General features: G+C 59.9%; 13 protein-coding genes and 1 pseudogene. 12 read left to right on the forward strand and 2 right to left on the reverse strand.

Annotation, left to right across the window (positions count from 1 at the left end):
• Positions 1 to 46 precede the first annotated feature (46 nt).
• Genes murA through ACLKOZ_RS19190 form a run of 4 tightly spaced genes read left to right on the forward strand, consistent with a single transcriptional unit; the run spans position 47 to position 4392 of the window.
• Positions 47 to 1372 (forward strand): UDP-N-acetylglucosamine 1-carboxyvinyltransferase, encoded by a 1326-nt coding sequence (gene murA, locus ACLKOZ_RS19175; RefSeq protein ID WP_337348924.1) that lies wholly within the window; start codon positions 47 to 49, stop codon positions 1370 to 1372.
• Positions 1373 to 1382: 10 nt separating this feature from the next.
• Entirely contained in the window at positions 1383 to 2204 is an 822-nt protein-coding gene (locus ACLKOZ_RS19180) for a lysophospholipid acyltransferase family protein (protein ID WP_436477452.1), read from the forward strand.
• Complete coding sequence (locus ACLKOZ_RS19185; protein ID WP_436477454.1) at positions 2201 to 3250, forward strand: NAD(P)H-dependent glycerol-3-phosphate dehydrogenase; 1050 nt, start codon at positions 2201 to 2203, stop codon at positions 3248 to 3250. The genes ACLKOZ_RS19180 and ACLKOZ_RS19185 overlap by 4 nt, the downstream gene beginning before the upstream one ends.
• A 2-nt stretch (positions 3251 to 3252) precedes the next feature.
• Positions 3253 to 4392, forward strand: a complete 1140-nt coding sequence (locus ACLKOZ_RS19190; protein ID WP_436477456.1) for a D-alanine--D-alanine ligase family protein — start codon at positions 3253 to 3255, stop codon at positions 4390 to 4392.
• A gap of 42 nt (positions 4393 to 4434) precedes the next feature.
• On the opposite strand, the pseudogene ACLKOZ_RS19195 reads toward ACLKOZ_RS19190, so the two are convergent.
• Positions 4435 to 4869, reverse strand: a pseudogene (locus ACLKOZ_RS19195) (DUF3515 family protein).
• A 939-nt stretch (positions 4870 to 5808) separates the two neighbouring features.
• Between ACLKOZ_RS19195 and ACLKOZ_RS19200 the strand changes: the two are divergent.
• The 7 genes from ACLKOZ_RS19200 to ACLKOZ_RS19230 all read left to right on the forward strand — a co-directional run bounded on the left by ACLKOZ_RS19200 (position 5809) and on the right by ACLKOZ_RS19230 (position 18208).
• Positions 5809 to 7059, forward strand: a complete 1251-nt coding sequence (locus tag ACLKOZ_RS19200; RefSeq protein WP_436477457.1) for a glycosyltransferase family 4 protein — start codon at positions 5809 to 5811, stop codon at positions 7057 to 7059.
• A 518-nt stretch (positions 7060 to 7577) separates the two neighbouring features.
• The gene (locus ACLKOZ_RS19205; protein WP_436477556.1) at positions 7578 to 8804 is read left to right on the forward strand and encodes a glycosyltransferase family 4 protein; all 1227 of its coding nucleotides are present in this window, start codon (positions 7578 to 7580) and stop codon (positions 8802 to 8804) included.
• A gap of 80 nt (positions 8805 to 8884) precedes the next feature.
• Positions 8885 to 9697, forward strand: coding sequence for an ABC transporter permease (locus ACLKOZ_RS19210; protein ID WP_436477459.1), 813 nt, complete (start codon positions 8885 to 8887; stop codon positions 9695 to 9697).
• The gene (locus ACLKOZ_RS19215) at positions 9681 to 10571 is read left to right on the forward strand and encodes an ABC transporter ATP-binding protein (RefSeq protein WP_436477461.1); all 891 of its coding nucleotides are present in this window, start codon (positions 9681 to 9683) and stop codon (positions 10569 to 10571) included. The genes ACLKOZ_RS19210 and ACLKOZ_RS19215 overlap by 17 nt, the downstream gene beginning before the upstream one ends.
• 218 nt (positions 10572 to 10789) lie before the next feature.
• Positions 10790 to 12484, forward strand: coding sequence for a glycosyltransferase family protein (locus ACLKOZ_RS19220; RefSeq protein WP_436477463.1), 1695 nt, complete (start codon positions 10790 to 10792; stop codon positions 12482 to 12484).
• Between the two features lie 12 nt (positions 12485 to 12496).
• On the forward strand, positions 12497 to 13744 hold the full coding sequence (wecC, locus tag ACLKOZ_RS19225; protein WP_436477465.1) for a UDP-N-acetyl-D-mannosamine dehydrogenase: 1248 nt from the start codon (positions 12497 to 12499) through the stop codon (positions 13742 to 13744).
• 33 nt (positions 13745 to 13777) lie between these two features.
• Positions 13778 to 18208 carry a glycosyltransferase gene (locus ACLKOZ_RS19230; protein ID WP_436477467.1) on the forward strand — a complete coding sequence of 1477 codons (4431 nt, stop codon included), beginning with the start codon at positions 13778 to 13780 and terminating at the stop codon, positions 18206 to 18208.
• A gap of 49 nt (positions 18209 to 18257) precedes the next feature.
• On the opposite strand, the gene ACLKOZ_RS19235 is transcribed toward ACLKOZ_RS19230, so the two are convergent.
• The gene (locus ACLKOZ_RS19235) at positions 18258 to 19259 is read right to left on the reverse strand and encodes a serine O-acetyltransferase (protein WP_436477469.1); all 1002 of its coding nucleotides are present in this window, start codon (positions 19257 to 19259) and stop codon (positions 18258 to 18260) included.
• 475 nt (positions 19260 to 19734) lie between these two features.
• Between ACLKOZ_RS19235 and ACLKOZ_RS19240 the strand changes: the two genes are divergently transcribed.
• Positions 19735 to 21912, forward strand: a complete 2178-nt coding sequence (locus tag ACLKOZ_RS19240; RefSeq protein ID WP_436477471.1) for a heparinase II/III domain-containing protein — start codon at positions 19735 to 19737, stop codon at positions 21910 to 21912.
• Positions 21913 to 21918: the final 6 nt, after the last annotated feature.

A 21918-nucleotide genomic window follows, 5' to 3' on the forward strand; every position in this document is an offset into this window, starting at 1 on the left:
GCCTTTGCAAGGACTTGGGGGCGAGTAATCGTAAGGAAACCGGTATATGAGTAGTGTTCTGACAATCCGCGGCGGAGTCCCGCTGACAGGCCGCGTCAGCGTCCGTGGGGCCAAGAATCTTGTTCCCAAGGCCATGGTGGCGGCGTTGCTGGGCAACGAACCCTCGGTGTTGCGGAACGTTCCGGAGATCAAGGACGTGGAGGTAGTCACCTCCCTCCTGCAGCTGCATGGCGTGACCGTGGTCAAGGACCCCGTCAACGGCGACCTGACGCTCGATCCCAAGGCGGCCAAAACCGCTCCCAGCACGGCCATTGATGCCCACGCCGGCGATTCTCGGATTCCCATCCTGCTGTGCGGACCGCTGATCCATGCGATCGGTGAGGCCTTCATTCCTGACCTGGGCGGTTGCAAAATCGGCGACAGGCCCATCGACTACCACCTCAACGTCCTCCGCCAGTTTGGCGCGGTCGTGGAAAAGCGCCCCGGCGGCATCCACATTTCGGCACCCAAGGGCCTGCACGGAGCCAAGATCTCGCTGCCGTATCCGTCCGTTGGAGCCACCGAGCAGGTCCTGCTCAGCGCTACCCGCGCCGAGGGCATCACGGAGCTCTCAGGTGCGGCGACGGAACCCGAAATCATCGACCTCATCGCGGTGCTGCAGAAGATGGGCGCCATCATCAGCGTCCAGACTGACCGCACTATCCGCATCGAAGGCGTCCGCGACCTCGGCGGCTACAACCACCGTGCCCTCTCGGACCGCAACGAATCGGCGTCGTGGGCATCAGCCGCGCTCGTGACTCGGGGCGACATCTTTGTTGAAGGTGCTTCGCAGCGGGACATGATGACCTTCCTCAACACTTACCGGAAGGTGGGCGGCGGGATGGACATCGGCGAGGACGGCATCCGTTTCTACCACCGGGGCGGTAAGCTCAACCCGCTGGTCCTGGAAACGGACGTACATCCCGGCTTCATGACCGACTGGCAGCAGCCGCTGGTGGTGGCGCTCACCCAGGCCGAGGGCGTGTCGATTGTCCATGAGACGGTCTACGAGAACCGCTTCGGCTTCACGGACGCCCTCATCCGGATGGGTGCCAGCATTCAGGTGCACCGCGAATGCCTGGGCAGCGTGCCGTGCCGGTTCGGCCAGCGCAACTTCCTGCACTCAGCCGTTATCTCCGGACCCACCCAGCTCAAGGGAACCGACATTGACGTCCCTGATCTGCGCGGCGGCTTCAGCCACCTCATCGCAGCCTTGGCCGCTACCGGCACCTCCCGCGTGACCGGGATTGACATCATCAACCGCGGCTATGAGCGGTTCACGGAAAAGCTGGCAGGCCTCGGCGCAGATTTCGACATCACCACAGCAAAGTAGCGGGGGGCACGTGAAGGAAACGGCCAAAAGCCAGGCCACCTTTGTGGTCGTTGCCGGCATTGTCAGGCCGGTGATGAACCTGCTGATGAACAAGAAGTGGGAGGGCATTGAGAAGCTGCCCGCCGGCGGCTTCATCGCAGCACCCAACCACTGCACCGAAATCGATCCCCTCATCGTGGGCCACCTCCTCTATAACAACAAGCGGGCGCCCCACTTCCTCGCCAAGGCCGGACTGTTCAAGGTGCCGGTGCTGGGCTGGGTCCTGCGGGCCACGAAGCAGGTCCCGGTGGAACGCTCGACGGCGGGAGCCAACCGCTCCTTGCAGGTCGCCCAGGAGATCGTCGCCGAGGGCGGCGCGATCATCATCTACCCTGAAGGAACGTTGACCAGGGACCCGGACCTGTGGCCGATGAAAGGGCACACGGGCGCGGCCAGGCTGGCGCTCGAGGGCGGCATTCCAGTGGTGCCGATCGCCCACTGGGGCGCCCACGAGGTCTTCCCCCGCTATGCCAAGCGGTTCCACATGTTCCCCCGCAGGACCTCCACGGTTGTTGTGGGTGATCCGGTGGACCTCAGCCCCTACACTGGCCGTCCGCTGGACAAGGCCACCCTGACGGCGGCCACCGAGGCGATCATGGACGCGGTGACAGCTTTGCTGGCTGGCATCCGCAACGAAGAGCCGCCCGTCGAGCGGTGGGATCCCGCCAAGCACAAGCAAGCGAAACACGGGCGGTTTGTGGAGCGGGGACCACGGGCCGCAGGTGCTGGCTCTGCCGCTGGAACCGCAGATGCGGCTGGAACGTCGGCTGGCGACGAGGCGGACGCCCTGTGACCGGTGACGGGCGCCCCGGCTCAGCCCGCTCGGTTGCGGTCCTCGGGGCCGGTTCCTGGGGAACCACCTTTGCCAAGATCCTGGCCGACGCCGCCACGGCCGCGGGCGACGAACGGCAGATCCGGGTCTGGGGCAGGCGCGGGGAAGTCGTGGAGCAAATCAACGGCATACACCGTAACATCCAGTACCTGAAAGACATCGCCCTGCCGGAGACGATCACCGCCTCCACGGATGTGGGCGAGGTCCTGGCAGGAGCAGACCTGGTGGTCCTGGCGGTACCTGCGCAGTCGCTGCGGCTTCAACTGCGCGAATGGAAGACACTGATCGACGATCAGGCCATGGTGGTTTCCCTGATGAAGGGGCTCGAGCTAGACACCGACGCCCGGATGAGCGAAGTCATCAGCCAGGAACTCGGTATCCCGGCGGACCGTATCGCTGTGGTGTCGGGTCCGAACCTGGCCATGGAAATCGCCCGCGAGGAGCCGACGGCGTCAGTTGTCGCGTGCAGTGATTCCGCTGCTGCCGGGTGGATCGCTCGCAGCTGCACGGCGCCCTACTTCCGCCCGTACACCACCGCCGACGTCGTGGGCGTGGAAATCGGTGGCATCGTCAAGAACGTCATCGCTCTGGCTGTCGGTATCTGCGAGGGTAAGCAGATGGGGGACAACACCAAGGCTTCCGTGATCACCCGGGGTCTGGCTGAAACCTCACGGCTGGCCCTCGCCCTCGGCGGCGAGGCCCAGACCATGGCCGGCCTCGCAGGGCTGGGCGACCTGGTGGCCACGTGCTCCTCGCCGTTGTCCCGGAACCACACAGCGGGCCGCCTGCTGGGGGAGGGCCTGACGCTGGACGAGGTTGCCCAGAAAATGACCCAGACTGCCGAAGGGATCAAGTCCGGCCAGGCCGTGCACGAACTGGCCGGAAAGCTCGGCGTCGACATGCCCATTACCGCTGCCGTTGTAGCTGTCCTGGCCGGCAAACTGTCCGTTGACCAACTGGGGCCGCTTCTGCTGGCCCGGGAACTGAAACCTGAAGGCGATTACTGACCATGTCCGAAGACAACCTGAAAGCGGCCCCTTCCGCCAAACCGCGGGTGGCCGTGCTGTTTGGCGGCCGGTCCAGCGAGCATGCAGTGAGCTGTGTGACCGCTGCCGGAGTGCTTGCCGCCATCAACAAAGACAAATACGAGGTCATCCCCATCGGCATCGCCAAATCGGGGCAGTGGGTCCTTGCCTCGGGGGACACCGCCCAGTGGTCACTGTCGGCGTCGTCGCTGCCGGAAGTCCCGCCGTCGACCGAAACGGTGACGCTCGCCGAGATCGGCGGCGAGCACCAGCTGATCGTCGCCGCACCCAACGAAGTTCCGCAGGAACTGGGGACGGTCGACGTCGTATTTCCACTGCTGCACGGTCCGTTCGGTGAGGACGGCACCATCCAGGGACTCCTGGAACTGTCCGACACCCGCTACGTCGGCGCCGGGGTCCTCGCCTCAGCCGTGGGCATGGACAAGCACTACATGAAGGTGGTCTTTGAGGCGGCCGGGCTCCACGTCGGACCCTACATCGCTGTTACCGACCGGCAATGGCTCAAGGACGCCGAGTCAGTCCGCAAGCAGGTGGACCGCCTCGGGTTCCCGGTCTTCGTCAAGCCCGCACGGGCCGGATCCTCCATGGGAATTTCGAAAGTGGACTCATTGGAGGGGCTGGACGCCGCCGTCGAGGAAGCCCGCCGCCATGACCTCAAGCTGGTCATCGAAGCCGGCATAGTGGGCCGCGAAATCGAATGCGCCGTCCTGGAAGGGCGCGGGACGGCAGCGCCGCGGACTTCCATGCCTGGTGAGATCTCCGTGGCCGGCGGCACCCACGAGTTCTACGACTTCAACGCCAAGTATGTCGAGGATGACGCCGCTGCACTGAGCTGCCCGGCGGATATCCCGGAGGAAGCAATCGCCCGCGTGCGAGAACTGGCAGCTGCGGCGTTTGATGCCGTGGGAGCCGAAGGACTGAGCCGGGTTGATTTCTTCTATACCCCTGAGGGTGAGCTGATCATCAACGAAATTAACACGATGCCCGGCTTTACACCGAAGAGCATGTACCCCCAGATGTGGGCGGCATCGGGCCTGGACTACGCCGAGTTGATTGACGAACTCATCTACCTGGCGCTGCACCGGAAGACCGGGCTGCGCTGAGCGGGCCGGAACCACCCGGCCGGTAGCCGGGTCTGATTGGACCTACTGCGTGGACGGCAGGTTCTGCAGGTCTTCCTGGCCGACGCAGTTTCCGGTGGCGGGGATCCTCGCTACGGCCGCCGACAAGTAAGCAAGGACCGTGGCTGAGCTGACGCTCTCCTGATCCTTCGTGAGGAGGATCTCGGTGGCCGGCGCGCGGCCGAAAGTCGTCAGGGTCCAGGTGGCGTCCCCTTCCTTGATGACCCAATCCTCGCCATTGACACTGACGCAGCGGTCGGTGGTGGGTCCCGGAACGTTGACTCCGCAGCGCAGGATCACCTGGGAGGGGTCGCCCACGCGGCCGTGGCCTGGCTGTTGGTTTTGCGCAGGCCCGCATCCCCGATGGCGTCAGGAAGAGCCACCATCATGGGCGCACTGGGCGGGGTTGGCCGCATCCTGGGCCAGGGAGACGTCCACCACGGGGGCGCATTCCCCCAAGACCTAGCACTGCGCAACCAGCCGCAACGAGTACGGCACTGACACGGAGCGAGGACCGGAACGGAACGGAACAACAGAAAGCATGAATCAAGCCTATGCGCGATAAAGGGACAACTTTGACGCGCCTAAGTGAGGCTACATCCGTGTAGCTAAAATCATCCAATTGTAGTCTTCGAGTAGACTGGGAGTTGTGCATCCAGTTGCTGCCGGCTCAGGGTGGCGAAATCACTGATGCATTATGTATTCGATCTGGGGGAGGAACTGCCGGTGGTTGATCGCGGCTGGAGACAAAGGATTACCAACGTGGTTCTCGCTGCTGCTGTGACGTCTGCCCTGGCGATCGGTCCTGTCGGCGGAGCGATGGGCGCAGAGACTCCTCCGGTCATTCCGCCGCCGCAGACGGTGCTGGATCCGGAGCCCGTGGCGTCAGAGACGCCACCGCCATCAGAACCGGCCGTACCGATCACTGATCCAGCCACCGGTCCGCCGCCGGAACCGGTCCAGGAACCGGTTCCCGTGCCATTCCAACCACCGGATCCATTCCCAGGCCCCCCAAGCCTAGAAGCCCCGGCTTCGGTGCCGGACGTGCCAGCGTTCAATCCGCCGGCTTATGTTGCCCCGGTTCTTCCTCCTGCCCAGTCCACAGAGATTACCGTGGAAACTTTACCCGCTGACGCTGCGCCTGCCCCTGCACGTGCACCTGAGAAAGATGCTGCCACTCCGGGTCCCACGGAATCTGCGGCTGCCGCAGCCCCACCTGAAAAGCCCTCCGCCGTGGTTGAGTCAACGGTCCACGCCGCCGTTACCGCGGCGTCTGGCAGCCCCGTATGGCTTCAGGGTGCCGTCGTCTGCATCCTTTTGGGCCTGGGCTACGGTTACTTTCGCTTCCTTAGGTCCGCAAGGATGACAATTTCACCCAGGGCTGGCAAGTCCTGACACATGGAATACGAATCGCCGATAGATGGTGGGGACTGGAATGCTGCTCCGCAGATCACCCTCATCACCCACTCGTACTGGCCGGAGCATAGTCCGCCTCAGCGCCGCTGGACGGCCATGATAAAGGAGTTTTCCCGCGCCGGGTGGGGGATTGATGTCATCGCACCCGTGGCTCACTATCCGTTTGGCAGGCGAAAGCTGCCGCGCCTGACTGCAGGCCGTGCGTTTCGCGTCCGCAACGGGCAGTTCACCGAACAAATCATGCATGTGCCGTACCTGCGCCATGGCACATCACGTGTTGCCCGCTTGCTGGATCAGTGCTACTCCGCCATGCTGTCCGTTCCGGCGGGCCTGTTGGTACGGAAGCCCGACGTCGTTATTGTCACAGCCCCGGCTCTACCTTCCTTGGCCGCTGGCTATCTCTTGGCAAAACTGCGACGGGTACCACTCATCGTTGAGATGCGCGATGCTTGGCCAGACCTGGCCCGGGATGCGCGGATTGTCAAGGGCAGAGTCAAGGGTTTCATCGAGCACGTAGTGGACTTCGTCCAGCACCGTGCCGACCTTGTGGTCACAGTGACCGAGGGATTTGCTGCGACCCTCCGAGCCCGCGGCATCCGGAATGTTGCCACCGTCAGTAACGGTGTTCACTTGGATTCAATTCCGGTCATGAAACCCCCGGATCTGGAGCGCCCCATCTTCGAAGCACTCTATCTCGGTAATCACGGCGAGAGTCAGAAGCTGGATGTGGCCATACGTGCCAGCGCACTTGTGGGTGAATCCATGCACCTGCATATGGTGGGACACGGGACCCAGCGGCCAGCGCTGGAGAGGCTGGCACGCCATCTGGATGCGCCAGTCACTTTCCATGCGCCTCTGCATGCAGAAGCCGTCCTGGAGCGATACGCGTCAGCGGATACGTGCTTGGTGTCGCTGCGCGATGATTGGAAGTCCTTTGAAACAACCGTCCCATCCAAAACATATGAGGTATTGGCCGTAGGCCGCCACGTCACGGCGATCGTCCGTGGTGAGGCCGCCCGCATTATCAGGGACGCCGAAGCTGGTGACATTGTGGAGAGCGATCCCAGCAAACTTGCAGCCCTCTGGCGTGAACTTGCGGCGGACCGCGGGCGGCTTGTGCGAAACGGAACCAGCCGGCAGTGGGTGGAGGCCCACGCCGACTACGAACCGTTGGCTGCCCAGTACATGGAACTCATCTCTTCGCTTCTCCGCAAAGGATCCGCCACTACCTAATGGTTCAGCTTTTGAAGAACGTGCTGCTCGCCACCACGACTGTTTGGCAACACCTGAGCGATGACCCGGTATTGCTTTGCCTCCAGGTCTCGCGACGCCTTCCGGTTCCCGCTGTCTTGCGATTTGCCCGTCTGACACGCGCCGCCGCGCCCCGCAGCTCAGCGGCAGTGGCAGTGCTCCTCGCCTCCCTCATTCTGGGCGACCATATCGACGTTGCGAGGCGCTTGAATCTTGCCGTGGATCGCAAGGTGACGGGCGTCAGAGCGCGGCGACTGGCCGACATTGCCCTCGCCGCCCGACAGTATGATCTGTCACACCGACTGCTGGATGCTGCGGAAAACGCATCGGGGGTCCGCTCTGCACAGGCTCGACGGCTTTGGCACGACGGGTTGATGACTGATGCAGTCGCGGTTCTGGAAGGGGCTCGGGCGCCAGCACGGACGCAGCGTGACCGGCTGGCCGGCGAACTGCGCGTATTTCAGGGCGTAGCGCCAGCCCTCGCCGGCCAGCCCGGCTACATGCCGTCCCCTGGCCGAGTGCTCCATCTCCTCACCAATTCCCTCCCTCATACGAGCAGCGGTTACGCACAGCGTTCGCATTCAATGCTGCTGGCCCAGCAGGAAGCTGGCTGGGACGTATTGGCGGTCACAAGGCTGGGATATCCCGTCCAAGTGGGGAAGCTGTTGGCAAGGAGCATGGATGCTGTTGACGGAATCCGATATCGCCGGCTGCTTCCGGCCACCTTGGCTCCGTCCATGGACGCACGGCTGCAGCAGCAGGCAGATGAACTGCTCCGTGTGGCACTAGAGTTTAAGCCGGCGGTGCTCCACACCACCACGCACTACGTCAACGGAATCGTAGTTCGTGCCGTCGCCGAAGCCTTGGGAATACCTTGGGTTTATGAAGTCCGGGGACAACTCGCAGACACATGGGCGTCGGCGCGAGGTCCGGCTGCCCGCGAGAGCGAGCGGTACCATTTGTTTCAAAAGAGAGAAACCGAAGTGATGCGGGACGCGGATCTAGTCGTCACGCTAGGTTCAGCAATGAAGGCGAACATCGTTTCCGGTGGTGTCCCGCCGGAAAAGGTGATTGTGGCCCCAAACGCCGTCGGCGGTGTATTCCTAAGTGATCCTTTGGATGCTGCCGTGGCCCGCCTTAAGCTAGGGCTGCCGACCAATGGCCAATACGTCGGGACTGTTAGCAGTCTGGTCCCGTATGAAGGAATAGACGACCTGATCGGAGCTTTCGAGCTCCTGGCCCCCCGGCATCCTGACCTGCGACTCCTGGTTGTCGGCGACGGCGAATCGCTGCCATCGTTAATGGGACAAGCCGAACGCACTGGCTTGTCTGATCGCATAATCTTCTCAGGACGTGTGTCCAGAGAGCAGGCCCCTCTATACCACCAAGCCCTGGATGTCTTCGTTGTTCCCCGTAAGGACCTTGCGGTCACTCGATCCGTAACGCCCTTGAAGCCTGTGGAGGCACTAGCCTGCGGCAGACCTGTCGTCGCCAGCCGACTCGCCGCGCTTGAAGAGATAGTCACCGACGGCAAAAACGGTCTCCTTGCCGTACCCGGGGATCGACATGACCTGGCGGCTAAACTCGAATGGTTACTCAACTCGCAGGATCTCAGGATCCGCTTGGGGAACGCGGGACGACGGGACGTGCTTGACTCTCGTACTTGGCGAGCGAACGCGACTACCCTCAACACGGCATACAAGCAACTGATGGAGGCTCCTTGTTGAGCTCGAATACCACGCGGGCTCCCCGGGGGCCTCAACCCACCCCAGTAGCAACTTCCGTGAACCTGCGCGGACTCCGACGCGTGGGCGCCAGGCCACCCTTCCTCGACTACCTTGTGTCGCTCTGGGACTACAGGCACTTCATCTTTTTCGATGCTCAGGCTCGTGTTCAGACGGGAAACGAACAGGACCATCTTGGCAGGGCCTGGTTGGTGTTGGGTCCCCTCTTGAACGGGCTGATGTTCTACCTGATCATGGGTGTTGTCTTGAAGTCCGGACACGGCATCGAGAACTACGTTGCGTTCTTGATCATCGGCGTTTTCCTCTTCCAAATGTCGACGCGTGCCATTACGTCATCATCGCGCGTGATAAGTGGGAACAAGAACGTGATCCATGCGTTTCAGTTTCCGAGAGCCAGCCTGGTCCTGGCGGCCAACTTGCGGGAGCTTCTCTCCAACGTCCCGGTCCTGATCACGATGCTCATCCTGATCATTGTTCTGCCGCCCGCAGAAGAAATCACTTGGCGATGGCTACTGATCATCCCGTTGGTGGCCTTGCAGTTCGTTTTCAACCTAGGCGTTGGCCTGATCCTTGCCCGCGTAGTGTCAGTGTTCAATGATGCGAGCCAGTTGATTTCCTATGCGATGCGCCTATGGATGTACGGTTCCTGCATGTTTTATTCGATCGAGAGGTTCGACGATATGCCCGTCGTCAAGACGATCATGGAATACAACCCTCTGTACAACGTCCTGGACTTGGCCAGGGAGACGTTGCTGTACGGAAATACCGGGGAATGGCGGTCCTGGGCAATTCTTGCGCTTTGGTCCATTTCGGCGCTGGCTGTAGGGACTGTGGTCTTCTGGCGGGGGGAGGAGACGTATGGGCGAGAACTATGAGCTGAATTTTGTCGAAGGGACGCCGTCCGTCGTCATCGACAAGGTCAGCATGACCTACAAAACTACTTCCCGGTCGCGCGTTGAGGCCTCGGCTGCCGGGTCCCCGTGGCAGATGATCAAGCAGAACGTGGGCAAGACCACGGCTGTCAGTGTCACGGCCCTAAAGGAGTTGTCCCTCGTCGTCGAGCACGGGGAGTCAGTCGGGATTGTTGGCCGGAATGGTTCAGGCAAAAGCACCTTGCTCAAGGTGGTGGGCGGGCAAATTCCGCCGACATCCGGTGCTGTTTACGCCACATCCACGCCAGTTATGCTGGGCGTCAACGCAGCACTGTTGCCCGGTTTGTCAGGCGACCAGAACATAGTTCTGGGCTGTCTGGCAATGGGCATGTCCCGGCATCAGATCGATGACAAGTATTCTGCGATAGTCGAGTTATCCGGGTTGGAAGAGGCAATTCATATGCCGATGAAATCCTATTCCGCTGGCATGGCTTCCCGGCTCCGCTTTGCAATTGCTGCGGCCATCGATCCGGAAATTCTCATAATTGATGAAGCACTGAACACGGGCGATGCTCAATTTAAGGACCGAACGCGCAAACGTATGTTGGAACTGCTTGGGCGGGCTGGAACGGTCTTCCTGGTCAGCCACAGCATGTCCACTGTGCTCGACTTGTGCAATAGAGCCATTTGGATCGATCAGGGGGAGTTGCTTGCTGACGGCACACCGGGAGACGTCGTCAAGTCGTACCGCCTGTTTACCCAGCGAATGGCCGACGGCGACCGGATTGGCGCCCTCAAACTCCGCCGACGGATGATTAACGACCTCCAAGTAGCTGACGTAAGCGACCGCAATTCATTGAGGCGGTCCCGATCTTGAGAGCGGACCTCAGAACCCTCCGTAGACTTTTGTGGCATTTCAGAAGAGGCGGGCTGCGGCAGGTCCGGACGTGGCGGGAGCGTGAAGCCTTCGAGGCGGGACACCGTAAGCTGGCGACTGTTCGCGGTGCTGAGGGTGTATGGGTTGGCCGCGGCAGGAAAAAGCAGCTGAAATTCCGGCCGTCTGTGGTGCCGCCGGCCCGCCGGAGGTCCCAGAAGATGGCGCGCGTAGGAGTGGTTTTCGATGACTTCTCCGCGCTTGGCTTCGGGCTCGAATGGGATTGCGTGCATCTCTCCCCAAAGACGTGGCGCGAGCAACTCTCCGAGCAAGATGTGGATCTGGTGTTCATTGAATCGGCTTGGAAGGGGCTACAGGGGCTGTGGGCAGGAAAGATTGCCCGTCAGGACCACGTGGGACCATCACCGTTGCGAGACTTGACTGATTGGTGCCGGGAACGATCTATTCCCACAGCTTTTTGGAACAAGGAGGATCCTCCGCACTATGACGACTTCCTCGCGTCGGCAAAATTGTTCGACTTCGTGTTCACGAGTGACGCCAACAGGCTCGAAGCGTACATTCGGGATCTGGGGCACGACCGCGTGGACGTGTTGTCCTTCGCAGCCCAGCCTGTCATTCACAATCCCGTTCGCCCCAAACACGGCTGGCACGAACGGGATGTGGCCTTCGGAGGGATGTATTTCACAGCGAAGTACCCAGACCGCCGCCGGCAGCTGGATACCTTGCTGCGTGCAGCCGAAGCAGCCTCACCTGCGATGGAAACCGGGTTGGAAATCTTCTCGCGACAGCTGGGCGGGGACCCTCGATACCAGTTCCCGGCTCCGTTCGATGCCAGGGTGGTGGGCTCCCTTGACTACTTGGAGATGGTGACGGCCTACAAGGCCTACAAAACCTTCCTCAACGTGAACTCGGTGGTGGACTCTCCCACCATGTGTTCCCGTCGGGTTTTTGAGATCATTGCCTCCGGATCAAACCTGTTGACGACCCCCAGCGCTGCCATCAACACTCACTTTTCCCCGGATGAGATCTTCACCGTTGACACCGAGGCGGAAGCGGAACAAGTCCTGCGGGCCTTGCAACGAAATCCGGAGTTGGGCGAGCGCCAACTGCACAAGGGTCAGCGGAGGATTTGGCGGGAACATACTTACACGGCGAGAAGCAACCAAATACTGGCGGCCGTGGTACCGAAGCTGTTGGTTCAGGCCCGGCGCCCGACAGTGTCCGTTCTTGTATCGACGATTCGGCCTTGGCAGCTTGAGCACGTTTTCCAAACTGTTGGAAGCCAGCGCGACGTCGACGCAGAGCTGGTGCTGTTGACGCACGGATTCACGGTAGATGCGCCGAGACTCCGTCATCTAAAGGACCAATACGGTGTTTCGACTATGAGATTGCTTACGGCGGACGCTCAGGTTCCATTGGGAGAGTGCCTCAACAGGTGTGTGTCGGCGGCCTCCGGGGAGGTCCTGACGAAGATGGATGACGACGACTTTTATGCTTCGGAATATCTCAGTGACCAGCTCTATTCGCTCGGCTTTTCCGGTGCGGATGTGGTGGGTAAACAGGCGCACTACATGTTTCTTGTGGACCGGAATGCAACGCTGCTTCGCTTTCCTGAGTGGGAGCACCGATATACTCGGACGGTCATGGGGCCCACAATCATGGGAGCCTCGGACGTTTTCCGCAGCAGCCCTTTTGCCGCGGTGGGCAGCGGAGAAGATACCCGTTTCCTCCGCAGCGTTGTTGCCGACGGTGGCGTGGTCTATGCATCTGACAGGTTTAATTACTGTCAGCAGCGGTCGTCAACGGGGCACACCTGGAAGGTCGGCGAAAGTGAGCTGCTGGCCGGCAGTGCTTTGAAGTTTTTTGGAAATTACAGAGATCACGTCTCTGTCTGACTGGGGGTTCCCTTGAATACGATTGAAACAGTAGCTGTCATCGGGTTGGGCTATATCGGGCTGCCGACGGCGGCAATTCTTGCCGGCAACGGCATCCACGTCATCGGGGTGGACGTTAACGCCAACACGGTCGAGTCAGTCAACCGAGGCGAGGTTCCGTTTGTAGAGCCAGACTTGGCGTCCTATGTAGCAGGCGCGGTGAGCCAGCACAAGCTGAGCGCATCCACTGAAACGCCGGTTGCTCAGGCGTACATCGTTGCAGTGCCAACGCCATTTAACCCGGACCACACCGCAGACGTGACCTACATCAAGGCGGCCGCGCGCGGTATCGCGCCGCAGCTTGTGGGTGGAGAACTAGTCATACTGGAGTCCACTTCGCCTCCTGGAACCACCCAGCTTCTGGGTGATTACCTCATCAGTCTCCGGCCGGATCTCAGCCTCGACGGAGCTGACGGCAGGCCCGCTATTCATGTGGCCCATTGTCCAGAGCGTGTCCTGCCTGGCCGGATCATGATTGAGCTTGTCACGAATGATCGAATTGTGGGTGGCCTGACCCCCGAAGCTGCCGAACTCGCCAAAGCACTCTACGCAGTCTTCTGCCAGGGAGAAATCCTGGTAACCGATGCCGCCACCGCGGAAATGGCCAAGCTGGTGGAAAATTCATATCGAGACGTCAATATCGCTTTTGCGAACGAGCTCTCTGTGATCAGCGACAAACTTGGTATTAACGTTTGGGAACTCATTAGGCTTGCCAACCACCACCCCCGCGTCAATATCCTGCAGCCGGGGCCGGGTGTTGGCGGCCACTGCATCGCCGTGGATCCCTGGTTCATTGTCGCTGCGGCCCCTGAGGAGGCGCAGCTCATCCGGCAGGCACGGGAGACAAACGACTCGAAGCCCGATTGGGTCGTACGAAAAGTACAAGAGGCAGTGGGTGGTGTCGTCTCGCCAAAGATTGCCGTCCTCGGACTGGCGTTCAAAGCCAACATCGATGACCTCCGCGAGTCGCCGGCCGTTGCCATCGTCGAAAAGCTCAGCCTCAAGCTCGATGGCGCTGAACTCCTCGTTGTGGAACCCCATGTGGACCGTCTGCCGAAGCAGCTTTCGGGTCTTAATAATGTATTGCTACAGGACTTGGACATGGCTGTTGGTGCGGCTGACGCAGTCCTGCTCCTCGTGGATCACGACGCATTTAGAGAAATGGACCGGGAGGTCTTTGACGGAAAGCCATTCTTGGACACGCGGGGAATCTGGCAGTAATTCGCAAGCCGAACGCGGACACGGAGTGAAGCCTTGAAGTATGCAGATGAAGTTGCCCAGCTGGCGACAGTGAAATTGGCCAAACGCAAAAGGTATCTGCGGGATATTGACGCTGTCATCCAGGATTATGAGCGACTTCTGGCTCATGAAGCCAAGAGTCGACGACGGGTTGAGGTTCTTGAGAAGGACCTCCGTGCCATGCGACGGGCCCGGGACAACGCCATGGCGGAGCTGAAATCGGCGAACGATGACCGAAACAAACTCAAATCAACACTGAAAGCGCTCCGCTCCTCCAAAAGCCTTCGTCTAGGGCAGGCAATCCTTGCCCCCGCACGGAGTCTCTCTCGGGCATTTGGCGACCGGGCGATGTGGGCTGGGGCTACTCCGCCGGTGCCCGCTCTGACTGTAGGGCCCGTCCAGTCTCCGAAGCAGCCAGGGGGTTCGGGCGGCCGGCAAGCCGCTTCCAAGCCGGTCAAGGCCGTGGTGCCTACCCCGGTCAGGCGCGAAGACCTCATCAGTGAATTTGACGCGAATCCGTCCAAGGCGGCCGCTCTCAAGCTGATTTCACACGACTACTTCACCAGGGGAGCGATCCTGGAACCAGCAGAGTTCATTCTGGAGAACTCCGCACTTCTCGCAGACCTGACTGGTTCTGAACTTGCGCTTGTGCAAAATGTCCTTGGACAGCGCGAACTATTGACCCGCGAGCAATTTCTCTCCCCTCGGCAACCCAATGCTGGATACCTGGCGGAGCGCGACCGGATCATGTACTGCGCTCACAGCACTGGCTACTTCAACAGCAACGGCTATGCGACGCGAACCGCGGGTGTCGTCGCTGGGCTCAAGGCCAATGGCGAAGACGTGTTGGTCGTGGCGCGTCCCGGGTACCCCTGGGATTCGAAAGTCGATGTAGAAGTTTCCTCCAAGGAACGCTTTGAACGTGAGATCAGCGGTGTCGCGCATATCTTCAATCCAGGACCAAGCTGGACCGCCGACCGTCTTGACTACTATCTGACGGAATCCGTCGACGTCTACGTTCGCGAAGCCCAGCGCAACCGGGTCTCGCTGATCCAGTCCGCATCAAACTACGTAACCGCACTGCCTGCGCTTATGGCGGCGCGAAGGCTTGGCATTCCATTCGCCTATGAGGTTCGCGGTCTCTGGGAGATCACACAGCTATCGAATAACCCTCTCTGGGCTGAAACAGATCGCTACAAACTTGCCCTAAAACTTGAAACCCTGGTGGCGACGGAAGCCGATCTCGTCCTGGCGATCACAAGCCAGGTACGGGATGAACTGGTGAAACGCGGGGTTGATTCATCAGTCATCAGCCTGATGCCGAATTCGGTTGACACGGACACCTTTGCGCCGATGCCGGCTCTTGAATCGCTACGTCGAAAACTTGGGCTTGCTCACACGACTACTGTCGTCGGCTACGCCGGAAGCCTCGTTGCCTATGAGGGCCTCGAGGATCTCCTGGAGGCGGCCAGAATTGTCCTGAGTGACGGCCTAGATGTGACAGTAGTGATCGTCGGAGACGGCGTTCAATTGCGTGAACTGAAACGGTTGGCCGTTGAACTCGGGATCGCTGCCAACGTCAAGTTCGCCGGTAGAGTAGCGGCCGGCGAAATTCCGAATTACGTCAGCCTTTTTGACATCATGCCTTGCCCCCGGCGAAGGTTACCGGTTACCGAAATGGTTTCGCCACTGAAGCCTCTCGAAGCCATGGCAAGCGCCAAGGCTTTGATCCTCAGCGACCTAGCCCCTTTGCGCGATCTGGCCGGACCCGAGCAGGACCGGGCATTGCTCTCCGAGGCCGGAAATCCGAGTTCTCTCGCAGAGGCAATCACAGTTTTAGCACGAGATCCCGAACGTCGGGCCGTCATGGGCAGACGGGCCCGGCTATGGGCTATTGACGAACGGACGTGGAGGTCAACCGGCAGCAAGGCAGTTGAAGCCCACGCTCGTGCCAGCAACCGTGCAGCACCGCCAGCAGGACGGCGGTTGTCGGAACTAACCGTCGGTATTATCGCCGATGAATTCACTCTCGAGGGGATGAGGGGCGAATCCAAGATGGTCGAGCTGCGTCCGGACACTTGGCGCCAGCAGGTAGATGCACAGCCCTTGGACGCTCTGCTGGTGGAGTCTGCATGGGAGGGCGTTGACGGCGAATGGAAGCAAAAGGTCGGCTTCTATGACGACGAGCGCTTCTCCACCTTGAGGGCCATCCTGGAACACTGCAACTCTGTGGGAGTCCCTACGATCTTCTGGAATAAAGAAGATCCTGTGCACTTCAACAGATTCAGCCACACTGCTGCCCATTTCGACCACGTCTTCACGACAGACTCGAACTGCATCCGCAGGTACAAAGCAGCAGCGGGTCCTCGGCAGCGAACTGTAGCGTCGCTTCCCTTTTACGCCCAGCCTCGGTTACACAACATCGTTCCGTCTTGCCGCCCATACGATCACTCCGTCGCCTACGCTGGTTCGTTTTACGGCGACAGGTATAAGGCACGGTCAGAAGAATTGGCCGTGATCCTTGATGTTGCAAAGAACCACGGGTTGTCGATCTACGACAGGCAGCACCTAAACCCGGAAAGTCCCTACCGATTCCCTAACCATCTAGCCCGATACGTGCGCGGTGGGTTGAGCTACATAGAGATGGTCGATGCCTACAAATCGCATCCCGTGCACATAAATGTAAACTCTGTCGAGGGTTCACCGACGATGTTCTCGCGGCGCGTCATGGAGGTTGCCGCCTCCGGCTCGGCGGTTTTGAGCGGCAAAGGCATTGGCGTTGACCATGTTATGAACGGACTCGTGCCAGTCATCGACGGTTCAGAGGAACTGGAACTGCTGGTTACTGAGTGGATGAACAATGAGTCAGCGCGGATAAGGGACGCCTGGCTCGCCTACAGGCACGTACACCGGGGGCATACAGCGGCACATAGGCTGGCATATGTGCTTCGCGCTGCGGGCCTCATCGTGGAAGCCCCGGAGCTGCCCAGGTATTCGGTTTTCGTCGAGACTTTGACGCCCGAGATATCCTCAGTAATCGCGATGCAGACCGTGCTACCAGTCCGGATCTACTCCGTGGAAAGCGGAATGGTCCCAGAGCCAGCCGTAGAGGTCGTGTCTGGTTTCGCCGAGGCAGCCGACCTGGCAAGGGCGGAGGGAATTTCATTTATAGGTTGGCCTGGAACCGGACATTGCGATCGAACGGTATTTGAGGACATGCTCACGGCCACCACGTTTGGTGCCTGGAGTGCCGTCGGGATTGAGAATGACGACCTGGACACTCCCGGTCTTGGGCTAGCCCGTCGTGGTTCAGCGGCATCGGGAGGGCCTTTGCTCACGGCCATTGACGACCGGCATAATGACGGCCCGCTCTGTCTCCGTCGGGAACTCGTGCAGCCGGAGCAGCTGCCGTCGGTGCGTTCGGTCAGTAAGCCGAGAAACGTACTGGTTGCAGGCCACGACCTGAAATTCGCCGCCGGCATCATTTCAGAACTTGAGGCAATGGGGCATAGCGTCCTGGTCGACAAATGGGCGGATCACAACAAACACGATGAAGGCGAAAGCCGTCGCCTGCTGGCCCAGGCGGATGTCATCTTCTGTGAATGGACGCTCGGGAATGCCGTTTGGTATTCAAAGAACAAATCTTCGAACCAGCGTTTGGTCACCCGACTACATCTTCAAGAGATCTTCCGACCCTTTGTAAAGGATGTCTCATATGCGAATGTGGACGATGTGGTCTTCGTTGGAAGACACATCCTCGAAGTAGCCGTCCGAGATCACAGCGTTCCACGAGATATCAGCCGTGTGATTCCTAATGCGGTGGACACGGTGGGGCTTGGGCAGGAAAAAGTGGCTGACGCCAGGTTCAATCTTGGGTTGGTGGGAATTGTACCTGCCCGCAAACGGCTGGACAAAGCTTTGGACGTGCTAAGGCTTCTGCGGATGCAGGACGAGCGTTACCGGCTATTCATCAAGGGTAAGCGGCCCGAAGACTTCGCCTGGATGGCCAATCGACCCGAGGAAATGTCCTTCTACGATGAGCAATACCAGCGAATTGAAACTGATCCGCTTCTTAGAGGCGCAGTCACCTTTGATGCCCAGGGTGACGACATGGCTGCCTGGTATCGCAAAATCGGTGTGGTTCTGTCTTTGAGCGACTTCGAATCCTTCCACCTCACCCTGCCCGATGGTGCTGCCTCTGGCGCCTTGCCTGCCAGCTTGGCGTGGCCGGGCTCTGACCAGATATATCCGACGAGCTGGCTTCATGCCGATACGGTCGGACTCGCCGAATTCATCGGATCGCTGGACGACAATTCGTGGGCTCAAGCTTCGGGGAGGGCACGGGAGTATGTAGTCTCCCGGTTCGACTCAAGAGATGTGCTGTCAGCAATGACAGATGTAATCCTCGGGGACGGCCCGTCAAGCCCTGGCCGACCACGGGGGTAACAGCTCACCCTGTCTTGCACATCACTTGTGCAGGACAGGGTTTAGGGCTTTATTGGCGGCTGGGGCGAGCTGTGTAATCGGTGTAGCGTGAGATGTCCCTGCTGATTATCCGGGCTGGAACGCCAGCAACCACACAGTTGTCTGGAATCTCGTCCAGGACTACTGCATTGGCGCCGATAACCACGTTGTTACCGATTTTTCCCCCAAAACACTTAGCTCCAGGGGCAATAAATACATTGTTGCCAACTATCGGCGTCCCGTTCCCTCTCACTCGACTACCCAGCGTGACATTCTGAGCGATGACGCAGTCCCGACCAATAACTGACTCTGGATGTATTACGGTACCGATGCCACCTATCCCAAGCCGAGTCCCTTCACCGATCGTTGCTAAGTACGGAACGCGAGAATTGAATTTATTGAAGATAAATGTCTGAATGTAATGGGCGCCCTCCTTGAAACCTTCTAGATATGCCGAGCGTGACAAGCGGTACAAATCCATAACGCTGAACCGATGCAGTTCTTTAGAAAGAATATCAACAGCGCCGTTGGAGAGGGTGAACGACCGCAGATTGCCGTATTCAGCCTCATACGCCTCATGACCGACAACAATAGCGTCTCCCGGCAACGCATCCATTCCAACGACTGGGCGTCCGAAAAACTCCGTTCCGACGTAATCCAGGCCGGGATCGACGAAGCATAGAACGGTATTCCGCGCCGCAAAAATATGGGCAGCAAAACCGGAAGTTCGGTTCACGCCGACGATCGCCACATTCTTCTTATCCGGTGAACGGGCTACATCGCTAAAGCCTGCAAAGCGGAAACGCTCTGATATCTCCGAGATAATTTCGCCGGAATCCGATTTGGCGTATAACTTCACGCGATAGACTCCAGCTTTGTCTAGGGGGAAAGTATGTGTGGCTCGAGCGGTGTAGGGGGTTCGCTCTATCACTTCATCGTTCAGGAATAGATAGAAGGCGCATAGCCTTGCCTCAAGTTTCGCTGTCGCCTTCAATTGAAAAAAGTTCTCGAGTTCGACTTCAATTTTCTGCATCTGCTCATTTTCGCTGGGTGCTGGATGGAACCGGCAACGTTAGATTGGCACCCATTCTACTTTGTCGGACGCCTGGTACCGCTGCGAATGGGGAACTGTGGGCCCAAAGACAGTGGCGATTACCCTGGAACAACCGCTCAACTCGTCCCGTCTGCAGCCGTGCTCCGTACCTTTCGCTGATGAGCGTGGGCGAATCCTTCGCCAAAACTGCGCAAGACTTCGGCCGCGGTGGACGTTTAAGAAATAGACTGGTAGTGCTCGACGGTTATCCCGTCAGCGCGCGGGGAAAATGCCGGCATCAGTCTGGAAGATCCGTCTACTTCGCACTTCACGGGTCCGCAATGGGGGAAAGCCAATGGAATCTTCGAGCCAGCCGTTTTTGTTCAGTGCCCTCGGTGGTGCTGCGACGGGCTGGTTAAGGAGAGCCCTTGGCCCTGCTGCGACGGCCACGGCGCTAGCTATTCTGAGTAGTGCGTTGGCCGCAGGGCCCGCATCGGCTGCAACCCTTAGCGAGCAGCGTGCCGTCCTGCGCCAGATCACATATGCCGCCGGGGCAGACTACGCAAATGCCCGTCCCTTTGTGGCGGAGCTTGCCAGAAGGAATGCCCTGACGGTCAAGGACGCAATAGCGTCTGGCACCGTATCCCTTAAAGCTGCTGGTGATGAGCTGACCCTGGCGAAGACTCAGGAGGCGATGGACGCGGCCGCAGCGCGGGTTCGGGAAGAGGCCACGCGGGCGGCGACAGTCCGCAAAGTTGCCGAACAGCTTGTCATCTTGGTTGATCTTCGAAGTGCCCAGCAGGACGTGGCCACAAAGGCCCTGAGCGACTTATCGGCTGCCCATATAACGCTCAGCACCTATTCTGGCTCGAAGGAAAGAACCAGTTCCTTCACTACGCAGCTCGCCGCTGACGCTGCCGTCCAGTTGGGTGTGATCGGCAAACCTCTCCCGGCGCCAGACCTGAAATCTGTGAGTTGGCTGACAACCCTGCAAAATGGGACAGGACCTATTCCGGCCGCTCCAGGCTGGGTCGGATTCCCTGGCGGCTGTGCATTGCCCTCTGCGAGCAGCGTATTCGTCCCAGCTCTTCCTGCTGACGGTCCTGGCGTTGGCACGTCAAAGCAACTCGTAGCGGATGCGAATTCGCGCCAGGCTGCAGATTCTGGACTGGGGGCTGTCCACGCCCAGATGCTTCGATCCGCTGCCGCAGAGTCGGCCCGGACCTTCCCATTGGCGGAGCTTCGCGAGGCCTATGTCCCGCGCGTGGCCCGTTTGGGATATGGCTGGCTGTCAGGCTCCGACAATCTCTCCCGAAGCGTCCTTGCCTCGGAAGCCAAGCAAATACTCTCGGCCGGCCCTGAGGGCATGGACACCCTGTCGTCCTCCCATTTGCTACTCGCGGCGGCGACAGCGACCGATTGGGGAAAGTCGAGTGGCATGGAGGAGACAGTACTCGTTCGATGGCTCGGACCGCAGACGTGTTTGCAGGCCGACGGCGAAAACTTCGTAGATGCAGCAACGAACATCGCCACGATCCATAACGCAGCGAACTTTGTAGCAGCCGCAGTCTTTCTCAAAAAGTCTCCGGCTCGGGCTGCTGCGCTTGCAAAGGAGTCCCTTACTTCCATCCAGCCGGCACTCGGAATGATTACCACGGACGGTGGTACCCAGGAAGGCCCCGGATATTGGACGTACCAAAGTCGGGCAATAGCGCTTCTATACTCCACATTGCCTAATGCCTACACAACGATGCCCGTCACCATGCCAACGCTGGCGAAGGTTTCCGGCTATGCGATGAACAGCACCGATCCAGACAACCGGCCAACGCCATTCGCCGACGCCAGTCCAGCCGAGCTCAGTCCGCTGATGCCCGCCTGGGACGCACATGTTCGGAAAGACCCTGCCGTCGGGGCCTGGGTGGCCGAAAAGTTCAGGCAGAAGCCTGATGCGTATCTCATGTGGTGGGGTTCGCCGGCAGGTGCGTTGCCTCCCAAGAAGTCTTCGGTCTACCCGCAGACCGGATTTGTCGCCCTCCATCTTCCGGCAAGTACAGCGACGCTCAAAGGCGGCGTGAACAGCGCCAACCACGCCCATCTTGATCTGGGAACAGTCTCCTTCTTTCGCCGTGGGGTGCAGTGGTCAGTCGATCCCGGCATACCGGACGGAGCGACCCCAGGCTATTACTCGGATCCGACACGCTGGACGTACTGGAAGCCGGGGACATCCGCCCACTCGACCTTGATGGTAGCAGGCACCAACCAGCCAACAACTGCAGTCGCGCCCGTGACAATGCCCACTACGTCCAGTGCTGTAGCGGACCTGCGGCAGGCGTTCCCGAGCGCGACCCTGGCAACCCGCACCGTTAACCACGGACAGTCGGCCATGGTCATCAAGGATGCCGTTCGCTCGGATAAACCTTTGGACCTTGTGTGGCAGTGGGTCACTGACGCCTCGGTAAGTTTGGGCACTGACCGGGCGATCCTGCGGCGCAGCGGACAGACTCTAGTGCTCCGTTTTGCTGGCATGCCTGCTGGCGCCTCACTCACGGCGGTGCCGGCCCCCGAGAAGGGACCGGACGGTCAGTCCTTGACAATCGTCAAGCTATCCATGCCGCAGGTACAGAACTTGGCACTTACCACGTCGGCATACTAGCCGCCG

Source organism: Arthrobacter sp. R4 (assembly GCF_051365025.1).
In the GTDB taxonomy this organism is placed as follows: Bacteria; Actinomycetota; Actinomycetes; order Actinomycetales; family Micrococcaceae; genus Arthrobacter.

Excerpts from the sequence above, each read along its gene's own strand:
- murA (WP_337348924.1), top strand. The coding sequence starts at position 47 with ATGAGTAGTGTTCTGACAATCCGCGGCGGAGTCCCGCTGACAGGCCGC.
- ACLKOZ_RS19190 (WP_436477456.1), top strand. The coding sequence starts at position 3,253 with ATGTCCGAAGACAACCTGAAAGCGGCCCCTTCCGCCAAACCGCGGGTG.
- ACLKOZ_RS19200 (WP_436477457.1), top strand. The coding sequence starts at position 5,809 with ATGGAATACGAATCGCCGATAGATGGTGGGGACTGGAATGCTGCTCCG.
- ACLKOZ_RS19205 (WP_436477556.1), top strand. The coding sequence starts at position 7,578 with ATGCCGTCCCCTGGCCGAGTGCTCCATCTCCTCACCAATTCCCTCCCT.
- ACLKOZ_RS19215 (WP_436477461.1), top strand. The coding sequence starts at position 9,681 with ATGGGCGAGAACTATGAGCTGAATTTTGTCGAAGGGACGCCGTCCGTC.
- ACLKOZ_RS19220 (WP_436477463.1), top strand. The coding sequence starts at position 10,790 with ATGGCGCGCGTAGGAGTGGTTTTCGATGACTTCTCCGCGCTTGGCTTC.
- ACLKOZ_RS19235 (WP_436477469.1), bottom strand. The coding sequence starts at position 19,259 with ATGCAGAAAATTGAAGTCGAACTCGAGAACTTTTTTCAATTGAAGGCG.